Consider the following 18702-nt stretch of genomic DNA (forward strand, 5'->3'; position numbering starts at 1 on the left):
TTACTCGTCAGCGCCCTTGTCAACCACTTTACGACCACGGTATACGCCTTCTGGCGAAACGTGGTGACGCAGGTGAACTTCACCAGTGGTTTTCTCTACCGACAGCGCGTTTTCCGACAGAGCGTCGTGCGAACGGCGCATGTCACGGGCAGAGCGGGATTTTTTGTTCTGCTGAACAGCCATAATTGATTAACTCCTAAACGTTTGGGTCACGCTTTAACTGCGCCAAAACACTGAACGGGTTGGACCGCGATACCTCGTCCTTGCTCGATTCGGGCTCGTCTGCGCCCGCCGGCTGCTGGCATTCTTCCGGATGATGAGCAGGCACGATTGGCAAGGCGAGCAAAAGCTCCTCCTCGACCAATGCCTGCAGATCCAAAGGATCTTCGCCCAGTTCCAGCACGTCATAGCCTTTCGGCAACGACTGGGTATTCGCACCCTCCTTCACCACCGCGTAAGTACATTCGCTGTGGATCGGCAGGGTGACCAGCTCAAGACAACGCTGGCAAACCATCTTGACTTCGACGTCCAGCTCGCTGTGGATAACCACCACGTGCTGCTCATCTCGTTCAAAATCGAACTTCGCCTGCACCGTACCGACATTGTCGGAAAGCGGGTCGCAGAGTCTTTCCAAATCAGCGAGTTGCAGCGAACCGTTAAGGGTTACGCCACGATCGGCTAATTTGCGCGGGTCAACGTGAGGTGGAATCGGGTCATTCAACATAGGCGCAGCATTCTAGGGATGCCCCCCGCCCCTGTCAAAGGAAATTAGGCGGCATCGTGCGTGATAGAATTGGTTCAACCGAACCCGGAGTCTACCATGCTTCCTTTGTTACTGGCTTCCAGCTCTGCCTATCGCCGCGAACTGCTCGCACGCCTGCACCTGCCCTTCACCTGGGCAAGCCCCGACATAGACGAGCAACGCCTGGATGGCGAGCCGCCCGTAGAACTGGTGCGCCGGCTGGCCAGGCAAAAGGCCGAGGTATTGGCAGGCAGCCATCCCGGGCACCTGATTATCGGCTCGGACCAGGTTGCAGTATTGGGTGAGCAGGTGCTGGGCAAGCCACATACATTCGAGCGCGCCTGCGAGCAACTACTGGAGTGCAGCGGGCAACAGGTGAACTTCCTGACCGGGCTGGCACTGCTGAACAGCGCCACCGGGCACTGCCAGGTAGATTGCGTGCCTTTTACCGTGACACTGCGCGAATTGAGCAGGGAACAGGTAGAGCGTTACGTGACAGCAGAACAGCCGCTGGATTGCGCAGGGAGCTTCAAGGCAGAGGGCCTGGGGGTGAGCCTGTTCCAGAGCACGCATGGGTGCGATGCGACCAGCCTGATCGGGCTGCCGCTGATTCGGCTGGTGGATATGCTGACCAGGGAAGAGGTGATGGTTCCGTAACCTGGCCGGGGATTTGGGCGCCCGGCGGATCGAGCGCCGCCCGGGAGAGTGAACGATCGGGGATGTTGGACGGCAGGTCCGGCCTATTCGCGGGTAAACCCGCTCCTACAACGGTGCGTGGCGATTCCACCGCACCGCCGGGCGCCCCGATCGATGAGCGAGCCTGAGCGCAATGCGCCGCGCGGGCGGCGCTCGATCTGCCAGGCAACACAAACTGCGACGGACTCAACGCAACTGCGGCCCCTGGAACCCCATCCACATCGCCAGGTGCTCAGCCACGCTGGCCCCCACGCGCTTGGAGAAGCGATCGAAAGGCGACTCCTGAACAGTGAAGTCCACCAACTCCTTTTCGCCCACGATTTCACGCGCCACATAGCTGGCACTGCCCAAGCCATCCACCAGCCCCAGCGCCTTGGCCTGCTCACCCGACCAGATCAGGCCGCTGAACAACTCCGGGTGCTCCTTATCCTTCAGGCGCTCTCCCCGCCCCTGCTTCACCATGGCGATGAACTGTTGGTGCGTGGTATCCAGCACACCCTGCCAGAACCGGGTCTCTTCTGGTTTTTCCGGCGAAAACGGATCAAGGAACGCCTTGTGCTCACCCGATGTATAGGCACGCCGCTCGACCCCCAGCTTTTCCATGGTGCCGACAAAGCCATAACCGGCCGCCGTCACACCAATGGAACCCACCAGACTGGCCTTGTCGGCATAGATCTCGTCCGCCGCACTGGCGATGTAATAGGCACCGGAAGCACCCAGGTCGGCGATCACCGCATACAGCTTGATAGCGGGATATTCGGCACGCAGGCGACGAATTTCGTCATACACGTAACCCGCCTGCACCGGGCTGCCACCCGGACTGTTGATGCGCATCACCACAGCCTTGGTCTTGTCATCCCTGAACGCCGCTCGCAGGCTCTTGACGATGTTATCGGCGCTGGCAGCCTCCTGATCGGCAATCACCCCGCGCACCTCGACCAGCGCGGTATGGCTGGCACCGCGCGAAGCGGCCTTGTCCATGTCCATCAGCGGCGAGAACAACGCCAGAATGCCGAACAGGTAGACGAAGGTCAGCAGCTTGAAGAAGATCCCCCAGCGCCGCGACCGTCGCTGCTCCTGCACACTGGCCAGCAAGGTCTTTTCCAGCAGCTTCCAGCTGTTGCGCTCTTCGCGCTCCCCGGGCTCGGCCTCTGGGGCTTTCCATTCGTCTGCCATGCTTACCTACCTTGGAAGTGGAGTTGCGGAACCACCCAGCCACTCGCGCAACTGGGAAAAGTGATCGATGCATACCTGCGGGCCAAACTCGGCCAGCGCCTGCAGCGACATGGCACCATAGCCAACCGCCACCGAATGCATGCCGGCATTGCTGGCCATCTGCAGGTCGAATGCCGAATCTCCGACCATCAGTGCACGCGTCGGTTCGACGCCACAATGACCGAGGATTTCCTCGAGCATCAGCGGGTGCGGCTTGCCCCGGGTCTCGTCAGCGGCACGGGTGATATCGAAGAACCGCTCCCAGCCATTGGCCTTGAGCACCCGATCCAGCCCGCGACGGGCCTTGCCGGTGGCCACCGCCAGGCGGTAACCCTCGGCACGAAAGGCATCCAGCGACTCGACCACGCCTTCGAACAGCGGCGAAGGCTGCTGATCCAGCGCAACGTAGACATCGGCATAGTGCTGACGGAAGCTGGCAACCCCTGCAGGCGCCAGGTGCGGGTACAGGGTGTGGATCGCCTCGTCCAGGGCCAGACCGATGATACCCTTGACCGCAGCGTCGCTGCTCTGCGCCTCGCCGGCACGCTCGGCGGCGACACTCATGGCCTCGACGATACGCCCAATGGAATCGGCCAGGGTGCCGTCCCAGTCGAAGATCAGTAGCTCATAGCCTTTTTTCATGGGTCAGGACGCACTCAGACGTTCAACGGTTTTCGCCCAGACCTCATCCACAGGCGCCTCGAGCTTCAATTCACCGCCGTCCGGCAGCGGCACGGTCAACGCATAGGCATGCAGGAACAGGCGCTTGCCGCCCAGCTCACGAATTTCCCGGCTGAAATCTTCGTCGCCATACTTGCTGTCGCCAGCGATCATGTGCCCGGCATGCAGCGCGTGCACGCGGATCTGATGGGTACGACCGGTGATCGGGCGCGCCTCGACAATGGTGGCAAAGTCGCCAAAACGGCGCAGCACCCGAAACAGGGTCAGCGCCTCTTTGCCTTCCTCGTTCACTTCAACCATGCGCTCACCGGAACGCAGGTTGCTCTTGAGCAACGGCGCGTTGACCTGCTTTTTCGAGGTTGGCCAGTGGCCGCGCACCAGCGCCATGTAGCGCTTGTCGACACCATCGCCGCGCAGGGCGGCATGCAGGTGGCGCAGCATGCTGCGCTTCTTGGCGATCATCAACAGACCAGACGTGTCGCGATCCAGGCGGTGCACCAACTCCAGCTCCTTGGCGTCCGGGCGCAACTGGCGCAGCGCCTCGATCACCCCGAAGCTCAGGCCACTGCCGCCATGCACGGCGATGCCGGCCGGCTTGTTCATCACGATAAGCGCCTTGTCTTCGTAAACAATGGCGGCCTCCAGGCGCTGCAGCAGGCCTTGGGCCACCGGCGCCGGCTCGTCTCGCTCCGGCAAGCGGACGGGCGGAACCCGCACGATGTCGCCGGCCTGGATTTTGTACTCCGGCTTGACGCGGCCCTTGTTGACCCTCACCTCACCCTTGCGCAGGATGCGGTAGACCAGTGTCTTGGGCACGCCCTTGAGGGCCGTGATGAGGAAATTATCGATGCGTTGGCCGGCAAGCTCCGGCGCGACTTCGATCAGCTGAACGCCGGAAGTCGGAGGGGTATTGGTCGTCATTGCGGGATCATAACAATTTTTTATGGAATTGAAGCACTTAATCATTGCTGCTATAGTCGCGAACGCCGCCAAAAGCGGCAGGCCAGCGGCATCAGGCTCTTTGCCGGTCCCTGACCTTCGCAATTCTCCAGGACGCGAGGCCGTCCTACGGGGTTTTCGCCAGTTTACCGAAATGCCTGGAATCGCCACCAGCGCCGTGTAGAGAAGACCGAAAAAAAACGACAAGTGCGGTGTTTCACCTGCTTACCCGATTCTTTTCGCTGCACCTCTGCCCGCGAGTCGCTTCCACGCATCGCCCGGCGAATGCTTCGGAAATACCTGCCTTGGACATGAATGGCGCCAGCGCAGAACCAGCGCTGGCGAAAAATGCAACCCGTTGCGGATTCAGCGCGCGGCAGCACCCGAATTATCAGGGATACGTGCAGGGTGGAGATGCACAGCCCTCGGACCGTGTAGCACCGCGTCCGGCCACCAGCCCACTGACGGCTGGTGAGCGGATAAGGTCCTGAACAGATGCCCTCCGGGCGTCCACGGCTGACGGTTGATTCCTCCTCCTGACTGAGTGCACAAGGCCCGCTTGGTTGATTCGGATACCTATTCGAAGCCACCGGGGCCTTGTTGGCACCGCAGCAAACAGGACGCGTCGTCGCGACAACGGCAGGCTGGGCAACCGGCTGGTGCCGAACGTCGCTCGACACGGGGGTGGCCCGGCCACCCTTTGCGCACCTTGGCACCGACCATGAGACGTCGTGTGTGCCGAACGCCGTTTCCGGCAGCCCGGAAACCGACGGTACAACATGAAAAGAATGCTGATTAACGCGACTCAACCCGAAGAGTTGCGTGTAGCCCTGGTGGACGGCCAACGTCTCTACGACCTGGACATCGAGTCCGGCGCGCGCGAGCAGAAAAAGGCCAACATCTACAAAGGCAAGATCACCCGCATCGAACCCAGCCTCGAAGCCGCCTTCGTCGACTTCGGTTCCGAACGTCACGGCTTCCTGCCGCTGAAAGAAATCTCCCGCGAGTACTTCAAGAAGGCCCCAGAAGGCCGGGTCAACATCAAGGAAGTGCTCAGCGAAGGCCAGGAAGTCATCGTTCAGGTCGAGAAGGAAGAGCGCGGCAACAAAGGCGCCGCCCTCACCACCTTCATCAGCCTGGCCGGCCGCTATCTGGTGCTGATGCCCAACAACCCGCGTGCCGGTGGCATCTCCCGCCGCATCGAAGGCGAAGAGCGCAACGAACTGCGCGAAGCCCTGAACGGCCTGACCGTGCCGGGCGACATGGGCCTGATCGTGCGCACTGCCGGCCTTGGCCGCAGCAGCGAAGAAATGCAATGGGACCTGGACTACCTGCTGCAACTGTGGACCGCCATCAAGGAAGCGTCCCTGGACCGCGCCGCGCCATTCCTGATCTATCAGGAAAGCAACGTCATCATCCGCGCCATCCGCGACTACCTGCGCCAGGACATCGGCGAAGTGCTGATCGACAGCATCGAAGCCCAGGAAGAAGCACTGACCTTCATCCGCCAGGTGATGCCGCAGTACGCCAGCAAGGTCAAGCTGTACGAAGACAGCGTGCCACTGTTCAACCGCTTCCAGATCGAAAGCCAGATCGAGACGGCCTTCCAGCGCGTGGTTGACCTGCCGTCCGGTGGCTCGATCGTGATCGACCCGACCGAAGCCCTGGTGTCCATCGACATCAACTCGGCGCGCGCCACCAAAGGCAGCGACATCGAAGAAACCGCCCTGCAGACCAACCTGGAAGCGGCCGAGGAAATCGCCCGCCAGCTGCGCCTGCGTGACATCGGCGGCCTGATCGTCATCGACTTCATCGACATGACCCCGGCAAAGAACCAACGCGCCGTTGAAGAGCGCGTTCGTGAATGCCTGGAAGCCGACCGCGCCCGCGTGCAGGTAGGCCGCATCTCGCGCTTCGGCCTGCTGGAAATGTCCCGTCAGCGCCTGCGCCCATCGCTGGGCGAAAGCAGCGGCATCGTTTGCCCGCGTTGCTCCGGCACCGGCATCATCCGTGACGTCGAGTCGCTGTCGCTGGCCATCCTGCGCCTGATCGAAGAAGAAGCCCTGAAGGACCGCACCGCCGAAGTACGCGCTCAGGTGCCGATCCCGGTAGCCGCTTTCCTGCTGAACGAAAAGCGCAACTCGATCACCAAAATCGAGCTGCGCACCCGTGCGCGCATCATCATCCTGCCGAACGACCACCTGGAAACCCCGCACTTCGAAGTCCAGCGCCTGCGCGACGACAACCCTGAAGTGCTGAACAACCAGTCCAGCTACGAAATCGCCGCCGCCGAAGCCGAAGAAGCGCCGCAGCCAACCGCCACCCGCACCCTGGTACGCCAGGAAGCCGCAGTGAAAACGGCCCCGGCCCGCGCCAACGCACCGGTACCGGTCGCCGCTGAAGAGCCCCAGCCTGCCGCGCCGGTCGCCCCTGCCCCGAGCGCTCCAGAGCCAAGCCTGTTCAAAGGCCTGGTGAAGTCGCTGGTCAGCCTGTTCGCCGGCAAGGACGAGCCTGCCGCCGCGCCAGTGGTTCCCGCCGCCGAAAAACCGGCCGCCGAGCGCAGCCCGCGCAACGAAGAACGCCGCAACGGCCGCCAGCAAAGCCGCAACCGCAACGGCCGCCGCGACGAAGAACGCAAGCCGCGCGAAGAGCGTGCCGAGCGCGCACCGCGTGAAGAGCGTGCACCGCGCGAAGAACGCGCCCCACGTGAAGAGCGTGCACCGCGTGAGGAACGCGCCCCACGTGAAGAGCGTGCACCGCGTGAGGAACGCGCCCCACGCGAAGAACGTGCTCCACGCCAGCCACGCGAAGACCGCCGTAGCAACCGCGGCGAAGAGCGCGTTCGCGAATTGCGCGAGCCGCTGGACGCTACGCCACCAGCCGAACGCGAAGAGCGCCAGCCGCGTGAAGAGCGTGCTCCACGCGAAGAGCGTGCACCTCGTGAAGAACGTGCCCAACGTGAAGAGCGCGCACCTCGTGAGGAACGTGCTCCACGCGAAGAGCGCGCACCTCGTGAGGAACGTGCCCCACGTGAAGAGCGCGCACCTCGTGAGGAACGTGCTCCACGTGAAGAGCGCGCACCTCGTGAAGAACGTGCTCCACGTGAAGAACGCGCCCCGCGCCCACCACGCGAAGAGCGCCAACCACGCGCTGTCGAAGAAGCTGCCGAACAGGCTGCCGAGCTGGCCGAAGAGCAACTGCCAAGCGAAGAGCTGCAGCAAGACGAGCAGGAAGGCACCGATGGCGAGCGCCCGCGCCGCCGCTCCCGTGGCCAGCGTCGTCGCAGCAACCGTCGTGAGCGTCAGCGCAACGCCAATGGCGAACTGATCGACGGCAGTGAAGAAGAAGGCAGCGAAGAGCAGCCACAACAGCACCAGGCCACCGAGCTGGGTGCCGAACTGGCTGCCGGCCTTGCCGTGACGGCTGCTGTCGCCAGCAGCAACATCAGCTCCGACGCAGAAGCCCAGGCCAACCAGCAGGCCGAGCGTGCTACCGCCGAAGTCGCTACCGTTGCAGAAACCGACAACAGCGAAGCCACCCAGCCGGTCGAGCAGGTCGAAGCGGTCGCCAAAGCTGAAGAAGCGTCCGTGGCCCCAGCGGTCGAGCAGCCGGTCACCGAGCCAGTGGCCGCAGCCGAGGCAACTGCCGAGCCTGTGGTCGAAACTGCCCCGCAGCCTGTCGCTGAAGACGCACCTGCTGTTGAGTCGGCCGTGGTTGCAGAAACCGTGGCCGCTGAAACCCCAGTAGAAGCCCCAACGGTGGAAGCCGGTGAAATCGAACAGGCCCCGGCCGTGGTCGAAGTCACTCCGGTTGCTGTACAGCCTGCCCCGGTTGTCGAAGCCCAGCCAGAAGTGGCGGCCGAGCCTGCACCTGCAGCGGTCGAACCTGCCACTGTCATGCTGGCCAACGGCCGCGCACCGAACGACCCACGTGAAGTGCGTCGCCGCAAGCGTGAGGCCGAGGCTGCTGCCAAAGCCGCACAGGAAGCTGCTGCAGCCTCCCAGGAACCAGCCCTGGAAGCCGCCGATGAGCACAAACCTCATCACGGCTGATAGCCAAAGCTGAATGAAAAAGCCCCGCCAGTGCGAACTGGCGGGGCTTTTTTTGGCTTGCCTGACTGGCCTGTTCGCGGGTAAACCCGCTCCTACAATGGCCTGTGTCCAACCCCCGATGTATATCCACCACCGATCAGCGTGTAGGAGCGGGTTTACCCGCGAATACGGTGGTGGCAGCAACGGTGAACGGCAGGTAGAAATTGGCCACCAGGCCCGGCCTCTTCGCGGGTAAACCCGCTTCTACGGGAGGTTCACAGGCGGCAAATCAGTAAAGATTAGGCTCCATCTCCAGCTCAACCCCAAACCGCTCGAAGATATCCGCCTGAATCTTCCGCGCCAGCGCATGCATCTGCGCCCCGCTCGCCTGCCCATAGTTGACCAGCACCAGCGACTGCAAGCGATGCACGCCAGCATCACCCTCACGATGGCCCTTCCAGCCCGCCTGCTCGATCAACCAGCCCGCCGCCAGTTTCACCTGACCATCAGCCTGGGGGTATGCCACGACGCCGGGATACTGCGCACGAATACGCTCGACCCGATCAGCCGTTACCACCGGGTTCTTGAAGAAGCTCCCGGCATTGCCAAGCTCTGCCGGGTCTGGCAGCTTCTCGCGGCGAATGCTGCAGATTGCATCACTGATCGCTTGCGCGCTCAGCTCGGTAACACCCTGCTCAGACAGGCGTTGGCGCACCGGGCCGTAATCCAGATGAGCGTGCAGAGTGCGGGTCAAGGCAAAGCGCACACGCAGGATCAACCAGCGGCCGGGGTTGCGCTTGAAAAGGCTGTCGCGATAGGCGAAAGCACATTCTGCCAAACTGAAGTCCCGCAGCTCGCCCGTCTCACGGTCCAGGGCTGTCAGCCCGGCGAATACGTCCTTGATCTCCACCCCGTATGCGCCCACGTTCTGCATCGGCGCAGCCCCGACGGTGCCGGGGATCAGACTGAGGTTCTCCAGCCCGCAATAGCCCTGCGCCAGCGCCCACTGCACAAACGCGTGCCATGGTTCACCGGCCTCGGCTTCGACCACGATACGCTCGCCATCGTCATTGAGCACACGCCGACCGCGGCTGGCCATGTGCAGCACCAGTGCATCGATATCGCGGGTCAGCAGCAGGTTGCTGCCACCCCCGATCACCAGTACCGGCAGGCCCCTTTGCTGTGCCTGGCCCAGCGCCTGACGCACCTGCTGGTCGTCCTGCACCTGGCTGAAATAGCGCGCCTTCACGTCGATGCCGAAGGTATTGTAAGGCTTGAGCGATACCTGCTCCTGCCACTGCACTGTCATAGACGCCCCTTGATTTCCAGTACCAGCGCCTGGCAAGCCGCTTCCACCAGATCCAGCACCTGCTCGAAGCCGTCGGCGCCACCATAGTAAGGGTCTGGCACTTCATCCAGGGCTGCACCGTAGCGGCGCAGGAACAGGTCGAGTTCACCCACTGCCGTGGACGGGCGCAGGGCCCGCAGATCGCGCAGGTTGTGCTCATCCATGGCCAACACCAGGTCGTATTCGGCGAAGTGCGATGCCTTGACCTGTTGGGCGCGTTGCTGCGACAGGTCGTAACCACGCGCCAGCGCCGCCTTGCAGGTGCGGCTGTCTGGCGCCTTGCCGACATGCCAATCGCCGGTGCCGGCAGAAGCCACCTGCACCTTGTCGGCGAGCCCGGCTGCATGCAATTGATGGCGCAGCACGCCTTCGGCAGTGGGCGAGCGGCAGATGTTGCCCAGGCACACGAACAGGACGCGCATCAGGACTCCAGCAAGCGCCGTACGCGCTCCAGATCCTCCGGGGTGTCTACGCCCACGGCAGGCGCCTCGATGGCGTCCTCGATGTGAATGCGTACGCCGTGCCACAGGGCACGCAGTTGCTCCAGCGCTTCAGCCTGCTCAAGCCAGCATGGGCCCCAGCTGACGAAGTCGTGCAGGAAGCCGACACGGTAGGCGTACATGCCAATATGGCGGCGATATGGCACCCCTTCCGGCAGCACGTCGCGGCCCTTGGCAAAGGTATCGCGGCCCCAGGGCAGCGGCGCTCGGCTGAACGTCAGGGCCAGGCCATTCTTGTCACTCACTACCTTGACCGCGTTAGGGTTGAACACGGTTTCCGGCTCATGGATCGGCTCGGCCAAGGTGGCGATGCCCGCTTCCGGATGCGCAGCCAGGTTGGCCGCCACCTGGTCGATGATCACCGGTGGGATCAGCGGTTCGTCGCCCTGCACGTTGACCACGATGGCGTCAGCCGGCAAGCCGAGGTACGCGGCCACTTCGGCCAGGCGGTCAGTGCCCGATTCATGATCGGCACGGGTCATCAGCACTTCGGCGCCGAAGGCCTGGCAGGCTTCGAGGATGCTGGTGTCGTCGGTGGCGATGACCACACGGCTGGCACCGCTCTTGCGGGCCTGCTCCCACACATGTTGCACCATCGGTTTGCCGGCAATCAGCAGCAGCGGTTTGCCTGGCAGGCGGGTGGAGCGCAGCCGGGCGGGGATTACTACCGTAAATTCCAGGCTCATTTGTCAAGACGCTCGTCGTCGGTCAGGGTGCGTGCCTCGCTTTCCAGCATGACCGGGATACCGTCGCGAATCGGGTAGGCCAGGCCAGCGCCTTTGCTGATCAGCTCGGTCTTGTCGGCGCTCAACTTGAGCGGGCCCTTGGTGATCGGGCAGGCCAGGATATCGAGCAGTTTGGTGTCCATTGGAGGCTTCCTTTAGGCCAGGTGGCCGGAAATTGAAAACGGGCTCAGGGTTTGCGCAACAAGCGTTGCAGCTGGCTGTCGAACCAGGCGCTGAAAGCCGGCGTAGGCTGCGCTTCGACGGCCAGGTACCACCAGTCGTCAGCGGCAAAGGCCCGGCATTTCACCGCGTCCTTCTCGGTCATGACCAGCGGCAGTGGCGGGCTGAAAGCCAGGCTCCGGGCACTGAACTGCGCATGGTCGGCGAAGGGATGCGGCACCGGCTGCCAGTTTAGCCCCAGCAGGGTGTTGAAGAAACGTTGCGGGTTGCCGATTCCGGCCACCGCATGCAGGCGCTGGCCGGCGGGGAAATGGTCGAGCGCACGGCGCTCGCCACTGCGCACGTTGACCAGGGCGGACGGCTGCAGGCGGAAACCGAAACCATCGGTGCGGTCTTCGCTGGCGCCGTTGAACAGCACCGCGTCGGCCTCACGCAAGCGGTCGGCCGGCTCACGCAAGGGCCCCGCCGGCAGGCAGCGGCCATTGCCCAGGCCGCGGGCAGCGTCGATCAGCACCAGTTCCAGGTCACGGGCCAGGCGGTAATGCTGCATACCGTCGTCACACAGGATCAGGTCGAGGGGTTCGCTGGCCAGCAATGCCTGCACGGCACGGGCGCGATCGGGGTCGATCATCAGTGGCACGCCGGTGCGTTGCACGATCAGCAGCGGCTCGTCGCCCGCCTGATCGGCCGCCTGATCGGCCTGCACCCGCCAGGGCAGCTGCGGCGGCCTGGCACCATAACCGCGGCTGACCACGCCCACCTTCAGCCCCTGCTGGCGACAGTGTTCGATCAGCCAGAGGATCATCGGCGTCTTGCCGGTGCCACCGACGGTGATGTTGCCCACCACAATGACCGGTACCGGAGCCCGGTAGCTGGCACTGTCACCCCTTAGAAAACGTGCCCGCTTGCGCGTGACCACGCGGCGATACAGGGCCTCCAGCGGACGCAGCAGCACCAGCGCCGGATGCCCGGCGTACCAGGCGGCGAGCAAGCGGTCGGCGAATGCCATCAAGGCGTGCCCTGGGCCGCCTCGACGGTGGTCATGCGCAACTGGCTGAAACCGAGCTTGCCGGCAGCATCCATTGCGGTGACCACAGCCTGGTGCGGGGTCTTGCCGTCGGCGCTGATGGCCAGCGGCAACTTGTTGTCACCGCCCGACTCGCGCTCTATGGCCTCGCTCAGGGTGGCCAGGTCGCTTTTGGGCAGCAGGTGGTTGTTCACCGAATACACGCCTTCGGCGCTGATGGTGATTTCCACCAGTTTGCCCGGGTCAGCCGGCGCCCGCTCGGCACTGGTGGCTTCGGGCAGCTCGACGCGGAGTTGCGTTTCGCGGGTGAAGGTGGTGGTAACCACGAAGAACAGCAGCAGGACGAACACCACGTCGATCAGCGACGCCAGGTTGATGTCGACGTTCTCCCGCTGGCGATTGCGCCGGAACTTCACGCCTTGCCTCCGGCCACTTCCACTTCACGGTCACCCTGGATCACTTCCACCAGCTTGATCGCCTCCTGCTCCATGCCGATCACCAGTTCATCGATGCGGCGCAGCAGGAAGCGGTGGAAGAACACCGCCGGGATACCGACCATCAGGCCTGCCGCAGTGGTGACAAGGGCCTTGGAGATACCACTGGCCAGCACGGCGGCGTTGGCGGTCATCTGCGAGCCCATGAAGGCGCTGAAAATGTCGATCATGCCCAGCACGGTGCCCAGCAGGCCCAGCAGAGGCGCCATGGCGGCGATGGTGCCGAGGGTGCTGATGTAGCGTTCCAGTTCGTGGATGACGCGCGAGGCGGCCTCCTCGATGCACTCTTTCATGATCTCCCGACCGTGACGCGAATTGGCCAGGCCCGCCGCGAGGATTTCACCCAGTGGCGAATCGGCACGCAGGGCCTTGAGCTTGTCACTGGTCAGTTGCTTGTCCTTGATCCAAATCCACACCTGGCCCAGCAGGTGCGGCGGGGTGACGCGACTGGCGCGCAAGGTCCACAGGCGTTCGACGACGATAGCCATGGCAGCGATGGAGCTCAGAATGATCGGCAGCATCATCCAACCACCGGACTTGACCAATTCCCACACAATAAACGCCCCTTCGGAAAAAGGCCGCCACTCTACCATAGGCGCGCCGAGGGCTCATCTGCCGGAGGTCAGGGAATTAGGCTGTCGGGCTACCGGGTCGGCCCTCTGGGCCGTGCAGTACCTGTGGCAGCGGGTTTACCCGCGAAAGGGCCAGATCAGCCACCACCTACATCACGCCAGAATCGCCGCTGTCGGCGCACACCCTCAACCTCCCCATGCCGCCCCAACACCAACCGCAATGCCCCCTCCACTGCCGTATCATGCATCACCACCCCATGCCGCTTATACCGCTCGACCACCTGCACGTGCGGGTGCCCGAAGCTGTTGTTGCGCCCCCGCGAAATCAATACCCCGCGCGGTGCGGTAGCCCGGACGAACGCCTCGGTGGACGAACTGCGGCTGCCATGATGCGGCGCCTGCAGCCAGTCGATACGCGGCACTTCAGTGTCCGCCAGCCAGGCCCGTTCGGCAGCAGCTTCCATATCTCCCGCCAGCAGCAAGCGCTCGCCCTGCGCCTCGACCAACAGCACACAGGAACGATCATTGCTGCTTTGCCCGTCCACCCAGCGCCACAGTGAAAAGCGCACGCCATCCCAGTCCCATTGCTCGCCACTGGCACAAGGCTGCAACGGAACATCAACCAGCGCTTCCCCACCGATTGTCCGCTCGATCGGCAAACCACGCGCAATGGCCCCGGCCCCGCCCGCATGGTCGGCATGCGCATGGCTGATCACCATCACATCCAGGCCGCCCACCCCCAGCTTGCGCAAGGTCGGCAGCACCACGCGTTCCCCCAAGTCGCTTTCCCCCCTTGCCGGTCCGGCATCGTAGAGCAGGCTGTGATGCCGGGTACGCAACAGCACCGCCAGCCCCTGGCCGACATCCAGCTGCCAGACCTCGGCCTGGCCGATCGGTACCGACTCCCTGGGCACCCACAGCGCCAGCAGCATCACCCCTCCCAACCCGCGCAGCGGCACACCACGAGGCAGCAAAACCAATAGAGAGCCCAGACACACCAGCAACCAGGCCCACAACGGCAGGGCCGGCGCCCCCCATGCCGGGCGCTGCTGCGCCACCAGCGCCAGCCCGCGGAACAGCACATCCAGCAGGCCACCTGCCAGCCAGAGCAACGCCTCGCCAATGCCCGCCAGCGGCAGCATCAGCGTGCCCAGCAACGCCAACGGCAAGACTGCCAGGCTGACCCACGGCACCGCCACAAGGTTGGCCAGCGGCGCACTCAGGCTCACCGGCAAGCCCGTGGCCAGCAACACCGGCAGCAAGCCAATGGCGATCACCCATTGCGCACGCGTCCAGGCCTGCCAGGGCCGCCAACCACCCAACCGGGCACTGAAGCAGTAGATGAGCGTGGCCACGGCGGCGAACGACAGCCAGAACCCCGGCAACAGCGCCGCCAGCGGCTCGAAGACAAGTACGGCGACCAGTGCAAGCAGCAACGGAAAAAACGCGCCAAGGTGGCGAAAGCGCAGACGCCAGAGCAGCACCACGGCCAGCATCAGGCAGGCCCGCTGCACCGGTACGCCAGCGCCGGCCAACCAGCCGTAGGCCAGCGCTGCCGTCATGGCCAAGCCACAGGCCCAAGGTAACCACGGTATCCTTGCCGGCCACAGGCCCCAACGCGCCAGTCCGGCGACCAGGCCATAGAGCAAACCGGCCACCAGACCGATGTGCTGGCCAGAGATCACCAACAGGTGCACCGTGCCGGTGGCCTGCAACGTCTGCCAGTCCTCCCGGGCGAGGCCCGCACCATCGCCAAGCACCAGTGCCACCAGCGCTGCCTGCCGGCCATTGGCTTCGACCATCAGCAAGCGCTGACGCAGCGCATCGCGCCAACCACCGGCGACTGGCGCCAGCAACTGTCCCGCCTTGACAGTACCCGTAGCCCCCACCCGTCGCGCCAGCAACTGCGCTTCCCGGTCAGGCCCATGCGGGTTCAGCAGCCCGTCCGGGCGCTGCAAGGTCACGGCCAGCCGCCACTGCTCGCCCGCCCGCAGCGGCGGGCCGTCGAACCAGCTCAGTTGCAAACGCTGAGGCAGTTCGGCCCGCCGCGAGCGTGGCGCTTCCAGCTCGAAACGCACACCTTGTGCAGTGCGTGCCGGCAAGCCGACTACCCGCCCTTCCAGCCACAAGGTGCGCCCCTCCAGGCCGGCAGCCAGACGATCATCAAGGGCCTGCTGAGCAGACCCGCACGCCCAACACAAGCCCAGCAGAAACCAGCCCAACGGCCAGACGCGGGTAAACAGGCTGCCGACAGCGCAGGCTGCCAGGGTTATCAACCATCCGACCGATGGCAATGCGGGAAGAAAGCCCAGGCACAATAGCCCGAGCGCGAGCGCAAACATCCCTGTGCGCATGAGGTAGAGCTCCAGAAGGCAAATCACCTTCTGAGGCATAGCCCAATCGCCGGCAACGCTCGCTCAACAATTGTCACAAACTCTAAACGAGGCCGAGCAGGATTAAGGGCATACTGCCAGGGTCAACGCTCCGGGAGCCTACATGCCGCGCCGACTTTTCAAACGCTACATGCCGGACCCGACCAGCATTCGGGAACACAAGTCCTTACGTTTTTTCGGCAAGTTGCTGCATGATCCCAACCTCTGGCACCTGAACCGCCATTCGGTGGCGAGGGCCATGGGTGTGGGCCTGTTCGCGGCGCTTATTCCCGTTCCCATGCAGATGCTACTGGCCGCAGCCCTGGCAATCCCGGTGCGCGGCAACCTGCCGATCGCCATCAGCCTGGTGTGGCTGACCAACCCGCTGACCATGCCACCGGTGTTCTTCGTGACCTACATGGCCGGTGCCTGGCTGATGCAGATCCCGCCGCGCACCCTGCCCGACGAGCTGACCTTCGAGTGGATCACCGACCAGCTGGCCACGCTGTGGCAACCCTTCCTGCTCGGTTCGGTGGTATGCGGCGTGGTGCTGGGCATCCTTGGCTACTTCACCACCATGCTCTATTGGCGCTCGTGGGTGGGCCGGCAGTGGCGTCGTCGCCAATGCCGGTGCAAGGCTTCAGGCACGCATGCCGCGGCCGCTGACCAGCAAGCGAACGCAAACAACGTAGAGCACCGCAGTGGCCACCAGCATGAAGGTGATCGCCGTGCCAATGCTGATATCCGACACCCCTAGAATGCCGTAGCGGAACGAGTTGACCATGTGCAGCACCGGGTTGGCCAACGACACGGTCTGCCAGAACGGCGGGAGCAGGTTGATCGAGTAGAACACCCCGCCCAGGTAGGTCAGCGGCGTCAGCACGAAGGTCGGGATGATCGATATGTCGTCGAAGTTGCGTGCAAACACTGCGTTGACGAAGCCAAGCAGCGAAAAGATGGTGGCCGTCAGCAGCACAACCACCACGGTCACGCCCAGGTGGTGTACCTGCAGGTCGGTGAAGAACATCGACAGGATGGTCACGATCACACCCACCGCCAAACCACGCAGCACCCCACCCAGCACATAGCCCACGAGAATGGTGTGCGGCGATACCGGCGACACCATCAGTTCCTCGATCGAACGCTGGAACTTGCTGCCGAAAAAGCTCGACACCACGTTGCCGTAGGAGTTGGTGATCACCGACATCATGATCAGCCCCGGGACGATGTACTGCATGTAGGTGAAGCCACCCATGTCGCCGATCTGCCGGCCAATCAGGTTACCGAAGATGACGAAGTACAGGACCATGGTGATCGCTGGCGGCAGCAACGTTTGCGGCCAGATGCGCAGGAAGCGCCGCACTTCGCGGTAGACGATGGTGTTCAGGGCGACCCAGTTGGTGCGCAGTTCCACACTCATACGGCCACCTTCGACAGGTTTTTTTCCACCAGGGACACGAACAGCTCCTCGAGTCGGTTGGTCTTGTTGCGCAGGCTCTGCACTTCGATGTTCTGCAGCGCCAACTGGCCGAACAGCGCGGTGATGCCGATGTCCTTCTCCACCTGCACTTCCAGGGTATGCGGGGTCAGCAGCCGGCACGGGTAGCCCTGCAGTACCGGGGCCGCGACCAGGTCCTGCTTGAGGTCGAGCACGAAGGTTTCGACATGCAGCTTGCCCAGCAACTGGCGCATGCTGGTGTTCTCGACGATGGTGCCATGATCGATGATGCCGATGTTACGGCACAGTTGCTCAGCCTCTTCCAGGTAGTGGGTGGTGAGGATGATGGTGATGCCCTTCTGGTTCAGCTCGGTGAGGAAACTCCACATCGAGCGGCGCAGCTCGATATCCACCCCGGCGGTGGGTTCGTCCAGGATCAGCAGGCGCGGTTCGTGGATCAATGCACGGGCAATCATCAGGCGCCGCTTCATGCCGCCGGACAACGAACGCGACTGCACATCACGCTTGTCCCACAGGCCCAGCTGGGTCAGGTACTGCTCGGCGCGCTCCTTGGCCAGCTTGGGCGGGATGCCGTAGTACCCGGCCTGGGTCACGACGATGTCGAAGGTCTTTTCGAACTGGTTGAAGTTGAACTCTTGCGGCACCACGCCCAGGCAACGCTTGAGCGCGGAGGGCTCGCGGTCCAGGTCGTGACCGAACACGTTCACTGTGCCGCTGGTCTTGTTCACCAGGGTCGAGAGAATGCCGATGGTGGTGGATTTACCGGCGCCGTTGGGGCCGAGCAAGGCGAAGAAGTCGCCTTCGGCAACATCGAGGTCGATGCCTTTGAGGGCCTGAAAGCCATTGCCGTAGGTCTTGGTCAGCTGTCGGATGGACAGGGCGGAACTCATAGCGGGTCACTTACCGAAGAAAAAGGTGCAGGACACGCCAGGTAAAGTCACTGGCGCAGTGAGTGCAGCCATGGTGCAAGGCCAGGCTGCACAAGTACAGTCACATCTATTGATAATGACTATCGAAGCGGGTTCAAGTGAGCGCGGTCATCACTGCGGCCTGGTAGGCCGGGCGTTGCTTAAGGCGTTCATACCAGGCTTGAAGGTGGTACATGTCCGGGCGCTCGATGGGCAGTTCGAACCAGGCATAGATGAAGCTACCCAGTGGGATGTCGCCCATACCGATCTGGTCACCGGACAAGTACGGCTGATTGGCCAGGGTTTCGTCGGCAATGGCCAGTAATTGCGCGCACTGCTTGTGCGCGGCGTTGATCGCCACCCAGTCGCGTTGGTCTTCCGGCGTGCGCAGCAGGCCCCAGAACAGGGGCCGGAATGGGGTAGCGAAGGACGATGTGGTCCAGTCCATCCACTTGTCGGCCAGGGCGCGCTGGCGTGGGTCTGCCAGATACCAGCCCTGCTCCGTGCCGTACTCCGCGCACAGGTAGCGGACGATGGTGTTGGATTCCCACAAGGTCAGGTCGCCGTCTTCCAGCATCGGCACCAGCCCGTTGGGGTTGCGGGCGCGGTATTGCGGCTCGTTGACCACGCCGAAGGCGCCGCCGGCGTCGATGGATTCGAAGTCCAGGCCCAGCTCGTGGGCGATCCACAGCGCCTTGCGCACATTGCTCGAATTCTTGCGGCCCCAGATCTTCAGCATGGCAACATCCTTTTGAGTGCGGAGGTGGCACAGTCTACTCCAGACCTTCGCCGCCTGTACGGGCCTCTTCGCGG

At 63.5% G+C, this 18702-nt stretch carries 18 protein-coding genes and 1 pseudogene; 3 read left to right on the forward strand and 16 right to left on the reverse strand.

Annotated features, from left to right (window positions below):
• Together rpmF and ACYCCG_RS22280 are read right to left on the reverse strand one after the other, a co-directional pair.
• On the reverse strand, nucleotides 1–183 hold the full coding sequence (gene rpmF, locus ACYCCG_RS22275) for a 50S ribosomal protein L32 (RefSeq protein WP_003247154.1): 183 nt from the start codon (nucleotides 181–183) through the stop codon (nucleotides 1–3).
• A gap of 13 nt (nucleotides 184–196) precedes the next feature.
• Complete coding sequence (locus ACYCCG_RS22280) at nucleotides 197–724, reverse strand: YceD family protein (RefSeq protein WP_010952934.1); 528 nt, start codon at nucleotides 722–724, stop codon at nucleotides 197–199.
• Nucleotides 725–820: 96 nt separating this feature from the next.
• On the opposite strand from ACYCCG_RS22280, the gene ACYCCG_RS22285 reads away from it, so the two are divergent.
• On the forward strand, nucleotides 821–1399 hold the full coding sequence (locus tag ACYCCG_RS22285) for a Maf family protein (RefSeq protein ID WP_209964421.1): 579 nt from the start codon (nucleotides 821–823) through the stop codon (nucleotides 1397–1399).
• 225 nt (nucleotides 1400–1624) lie between these two features.
• On the opposite strand, the gene ACYCCG_RS22290 is transcribed toward ACYCCG_RS22285, so the two are convergent.
• From ACYCCG_RS22290 to rluC, 3 genes are read right to left on the reverse strand one after another with little or no spacing between them, the layout of a single operon-like run.
• The gene (locus ACYCCG_RS22290) at nucleotides 1625–2614 is read right to left on the reverse strand and encodes a S49 family peptidase (protein WP_209964418.1); all 990 of its coding nucleotides are present in this window, start codon (nucleotides 2612–2614) and stop codon (nucleotides 1625–1627) included.
• A gap of 6 nt (nucleotides 2615–2620) precedes the next feature.
• Nucleotides 2621–3295, reverse strand: a complete 675-nt coding sequence (locus tag ACYCCG_RS22295; protein WP_176685457.1) for an HAD family hydrolase — start codon at nucleotides 3293–3295, stop codon at nucleotides 2621–2623.
• 3 nt (nucleotides 3296–3298) lie between these two features.
• The gene (gene rluC / locus ACYCCG_RS22300) at nucleotides 3299–4255 is read right to left on the reverse strand and encodes a 23S rRNA pseudouridine(955/2504/2580) synthase RluC (protein ID WP_176685456.1); all 957 of its coding nucleotides are present in this window, start codon (nucleotides 4253–4255) and stop codon (nucleotides 3299–3301) included.
• A gap of 797 nt (nucleotides 4256–5052) precedes the next feature.
• Here rluC and rne point away from each other — a divergent pair.
• Complete coding sequence (gene rne, locus ACYCCG_RS22305) at nucleotides 5053–8325, forward strand: ribonuclease E (RefSeq protein WP_176685455.1); 3273 nt, start codon at nucleotides 5053–5055, stop codon at nucleotides 8323–8325.
• A 268-nt stretch (nucleotides 8326–8593) separates the two neighbouring features.
• Here rne and murB read toward each other — a convergent pair whose 3' ends face one another.
• From murB to ACYCCG_RS22345, 8 genes are all read right to left on the reverse strand, one after another.
• A complete protein-coding gene (gene murB, locus ACYCCG_RS22310; RefSeq protein WP_459671789.1) occupies nucleotides 8594–9613 on the reverse strand; it encodes a UDP-N-acetylmuramate dehydrogenase in 1020 nt (339 codons plus the stop codon).
• Nucleotides 9610–10074, reverse strand: coding sequence for a low molecular weight protein-tyrosine-phosphatase (locus ACYCCG_RS22315; protein WP_004575950.1), 465 nt, complete (start codon nucleotides 10072–10074; stop codon nucleotides 9610–9612). The genes murB and ACYCCG_RS22315 overlap by 4 nt, the downstream gene beginning before the upstream one ends.
• Entirely contained in the window at nucleotides 10074–10838 is a 765-nt protein-coding gene (kdsB, locus tag ACYCCG_RS22320; RefSeq protein ID WP_339535555.1) for a 3-deoxy-manno-octulosonate cytidylyltransferase, read from the reverse strand. The genes ACYCCG_RS22315 and kdsB overlap by 1 nt, the downstream gene beginning before the upstream one ends.
• Entirely contained in the window at nucleotides 10835–11020 is a 186-nt protein-coding gene (locus ACYCCG_RS22325) for a Trm112 family protein (protein WP_003247142.1), read from the reverse strand. The genes kdsB and ACYCCG_RS22325 overlap by 4 nt, the downstream gene beginning before the upstream one ends.
• Before the next feature lie 44 nt (nucleotides 11021–11064).
• Nucleotides 11065–12066: a tetraacyldisaccharide 4'-kinase gene (gene lpxK, locus ACYCCG_RS22330; protein ID WP_459671791.1), complete on the reverse strand. Its 1002-nt coding sequence runs from the start codon at nucleotides 12064–12066 to the stop codon at nucleotides 11065–11067.
• The gene (locus ACYCCG_RS22335; protein ID WP_176685450.1) at nucleotides 12066–12500 is read right to left on the reverse strand and encodes an ExbD/TolR family protein; all 435 of its coding nucleotides are present in this window, start codon (nucleotides 12498–12500) and stop codon (nucleotides 12066–12068) included. The genes lpxK and ACYCCG_RS22335 overlap by 1 nt, the downstream gene beginning before the upstream one ends.
• On the reverse strand, nucleotides 12497–13132 hold the full coding sequence (locus tag ACYCCG_RS22340) for a MotA/TolQ/ExbB proton channel family protein (protein ID WP_176685449.1): 636 nt from the start codon (nucleotides 13130–13132) through the stop codon (nucleotides 12497–12499). Before ACYCCG_RS22340 ends, ACYCCG_RS22335 begins: the two co-directional genes overlap by 4 nt.
• Before the next feature lie 155 nt (nucleotides 13133–13287).
• Nucleotides 13288–15504: a DNA internalization-related competence protein ComEC/Rec2 gene (locus ACYCCG_RS22345; RefSeq protein WP_209964402.1), complete on the reverse strand. Its 2217-nt coding sequence runs from the start codon at nucleotides 15502–15504 to the stop codon at nucleotides 13288–13290.
• Between the two features lie 142 nt (nucleotides 15505–15646).
• Between ACYCCG_RS22345 and ACYCCG_RS22350 the strand changes: the two are divergent.
• Nucleotides 15647–16153, forward strand: a pseudogene (locus tag ACYCCG_RS22350) (DUF2062 domain-containing protein); the annotation flags it as partial.
• A 9-nt stretch (nucleotides 16154–16162) separates the two neighbouring features.
• Here ACYCCG_RS22350 and ACYCCG_RS22355 read toward each other — a convergent pair.
• The 3 genes from ACYCCG_RS22355 to ACYCCG_RS22365 all read right to left on the reverse strand — a co-directional run bounded on the left by ACYCCG_RS22355 (nucleotide 16163) and on the right by ACYCCG_RS22365 (nucleotide 18628).
• The gene (locus tag ACYCCG_RS22355; protein ID WP_003247128.1) at nucleotides 16163–16942 is read right to left on the reverse strand and encodes an ABC transporter permease; all 780 of its coding nucleotides are present in this window, start codon (nucleotides 16940–16942) and stop codon (nucleotides 16163–16165) included.
• On the reverse strand, nucleotides 16939–17871 hold the full coding sequence (locus ACYCCG_RS22360; protein WP_176685446.1) for an ABC transporter ATP-binding protein: 933 nt from the start codon (nucleotides 17869–17871) through the stop codon (nucleotides 16939–16941). Before ACYCCG_RS22360 ends, ACYCCG_RS22355 begins: the two co-directional genes overlap by 4 nt.
• Before the next feature lie 133 nt (nucleotides 17872–18004).
• Nucleotides 18005–18628: a glutathione S-transferase gene (locus ACYCCG_RS22365; protein ID WP_459671794.1), complete on the reverse strand. Its 624-nt coding sequence runs from the start codon at nucleotides 18626–18628 to the stop codon at nucleotides 18005–18007.
• Between the last annotated feature and the right edge of the window lie 74 nt (nucleotides 18629–18702).

The sequence above is a fragment of the Pseudomonas sp. VEM90 genome, assembly GCF_054611535.1.

What these genes read in the sequence shown, in the direction of transcription:
- rne (WP_176685455.1), top strand. Translation starts at nt 5,053, where the DNA reads ATGAAAAGAATGCTGATTAACGCGACTCAACCCGAAGAGTTGCGTGTA.
- rpmF (WP_003247154.1), bottom strand. Translation starts at nt 183, where the DNA reads ATGGCTGTTCAGCAGAACAAAAAATCCCGCTCTGCCCGTGACATGCGC.
- ACYCCG_RS22360 (WP_176685446.1), bottom strand. Translation starts at nt 17,871, where the DNA reads ATGAGTTCCGCCCTGTCCATCCGACAGCTGACCAAGACCTACGGCAAT.
- kdsB (WP_339535555.1), bottom strand. Translation starts at nt 10,838, where the DNA reads ATGAGCCTGGAATTTACGGTAGTAATCCCCGCCCGGCTGCGCTCCACC.
- ACYCCG_RS22295 (WP_176685457.1), bottom strand. Translation starts at nt 3,295, where the DNA reads ATGAAAAAAGGCTATGAGCTACTGATCTTCGACTGGGACGGCACCCTG.
- rluC (WP_176685456.1), bottom strand. Translation starts at nt 4,255, where the DNA reads ATGACGACCAATACCCCTCCGACTTCCGGCGTTCAGCTGATCGAAGTC.
- ACYCCG_RS22280 (WP_010952934.1), bottom strand. Translation starts at nt 724, where the DNA reads ATGTTGAATGACCCGATTCCACCTCACGTTGACCCGCGCAAATTAGCC.
- ACYCCG_RS22290 (WP_209964418.1), bottom strand. Translation starts at nt 2,614, where the DNA reads ATGGCAGACGAATGGAAAGCCCCAGAGGCCGAGCCCGGGGAGCGCGAA.
- ACYCCG_RS22355 (WP_003247128.1), bottom strand. Translation starts at nt 16,942, where the DNA reads ATGAGTGTGGAACTGCGCACCAACTGGGTCGCCCTGAACACCATCGTC.
- ACYCCG_RS22365 (WP_459671794.1), bottom strand. Translation starts at nt 18,628, where the DNA reads ATGCTGAAGATCTGGGGCCGCAAGAATTCGAGCAATGTGCGCAAGGCG.
- ACYCCG_RS22315 (WP_004575950.1), bottom strand. Translation starts at nt 10,074, where the DNA reads ATGCGCGTCCTGTTCGTGTGCCTGGGCAACATCTGCCGCTCGCCCACT.
- ACYCCG_RS22345 (WP_209964402.1), bottom strand. Translation starts at nt 15,504, where the DNA reads ATGCGCACAGGGATGTTTGCGCTCGCGCTCGGGCTATTGTGCCTGGGC.
- lpxK (WP_459671791.1), bottom strand. Translation starts at nt 12,066, where the DNA reads ATGGCATTCGCCGACCGCTTGCTCGCCGCCTGGTACGCCGGGCATCCG.
- ACYCCG_RS22325 (WP_003247142.1), bottom strand. Translation starts at nt 11,020, where the DNA reads ATGGACACCAAACTGCTCGATATCCTGGCCTGCCCGATCACCAAGGGC.
- ACYCCG_RS22285 (WP_209964421.1), top strand. Translation starts at nt 821, where the DNA reads ATGCTTCCTTTGTTACTGGCTTCCAGCTCTGCCTATCGCCGCGAACTG.
- murB (WP_459671789.1), bottom strand. Translation starts at nt 9,613, where the DNA reads ATGACAGTGCAGTGGCAGGAGCAGGTATCGCTCAAGCCTTACAATACC.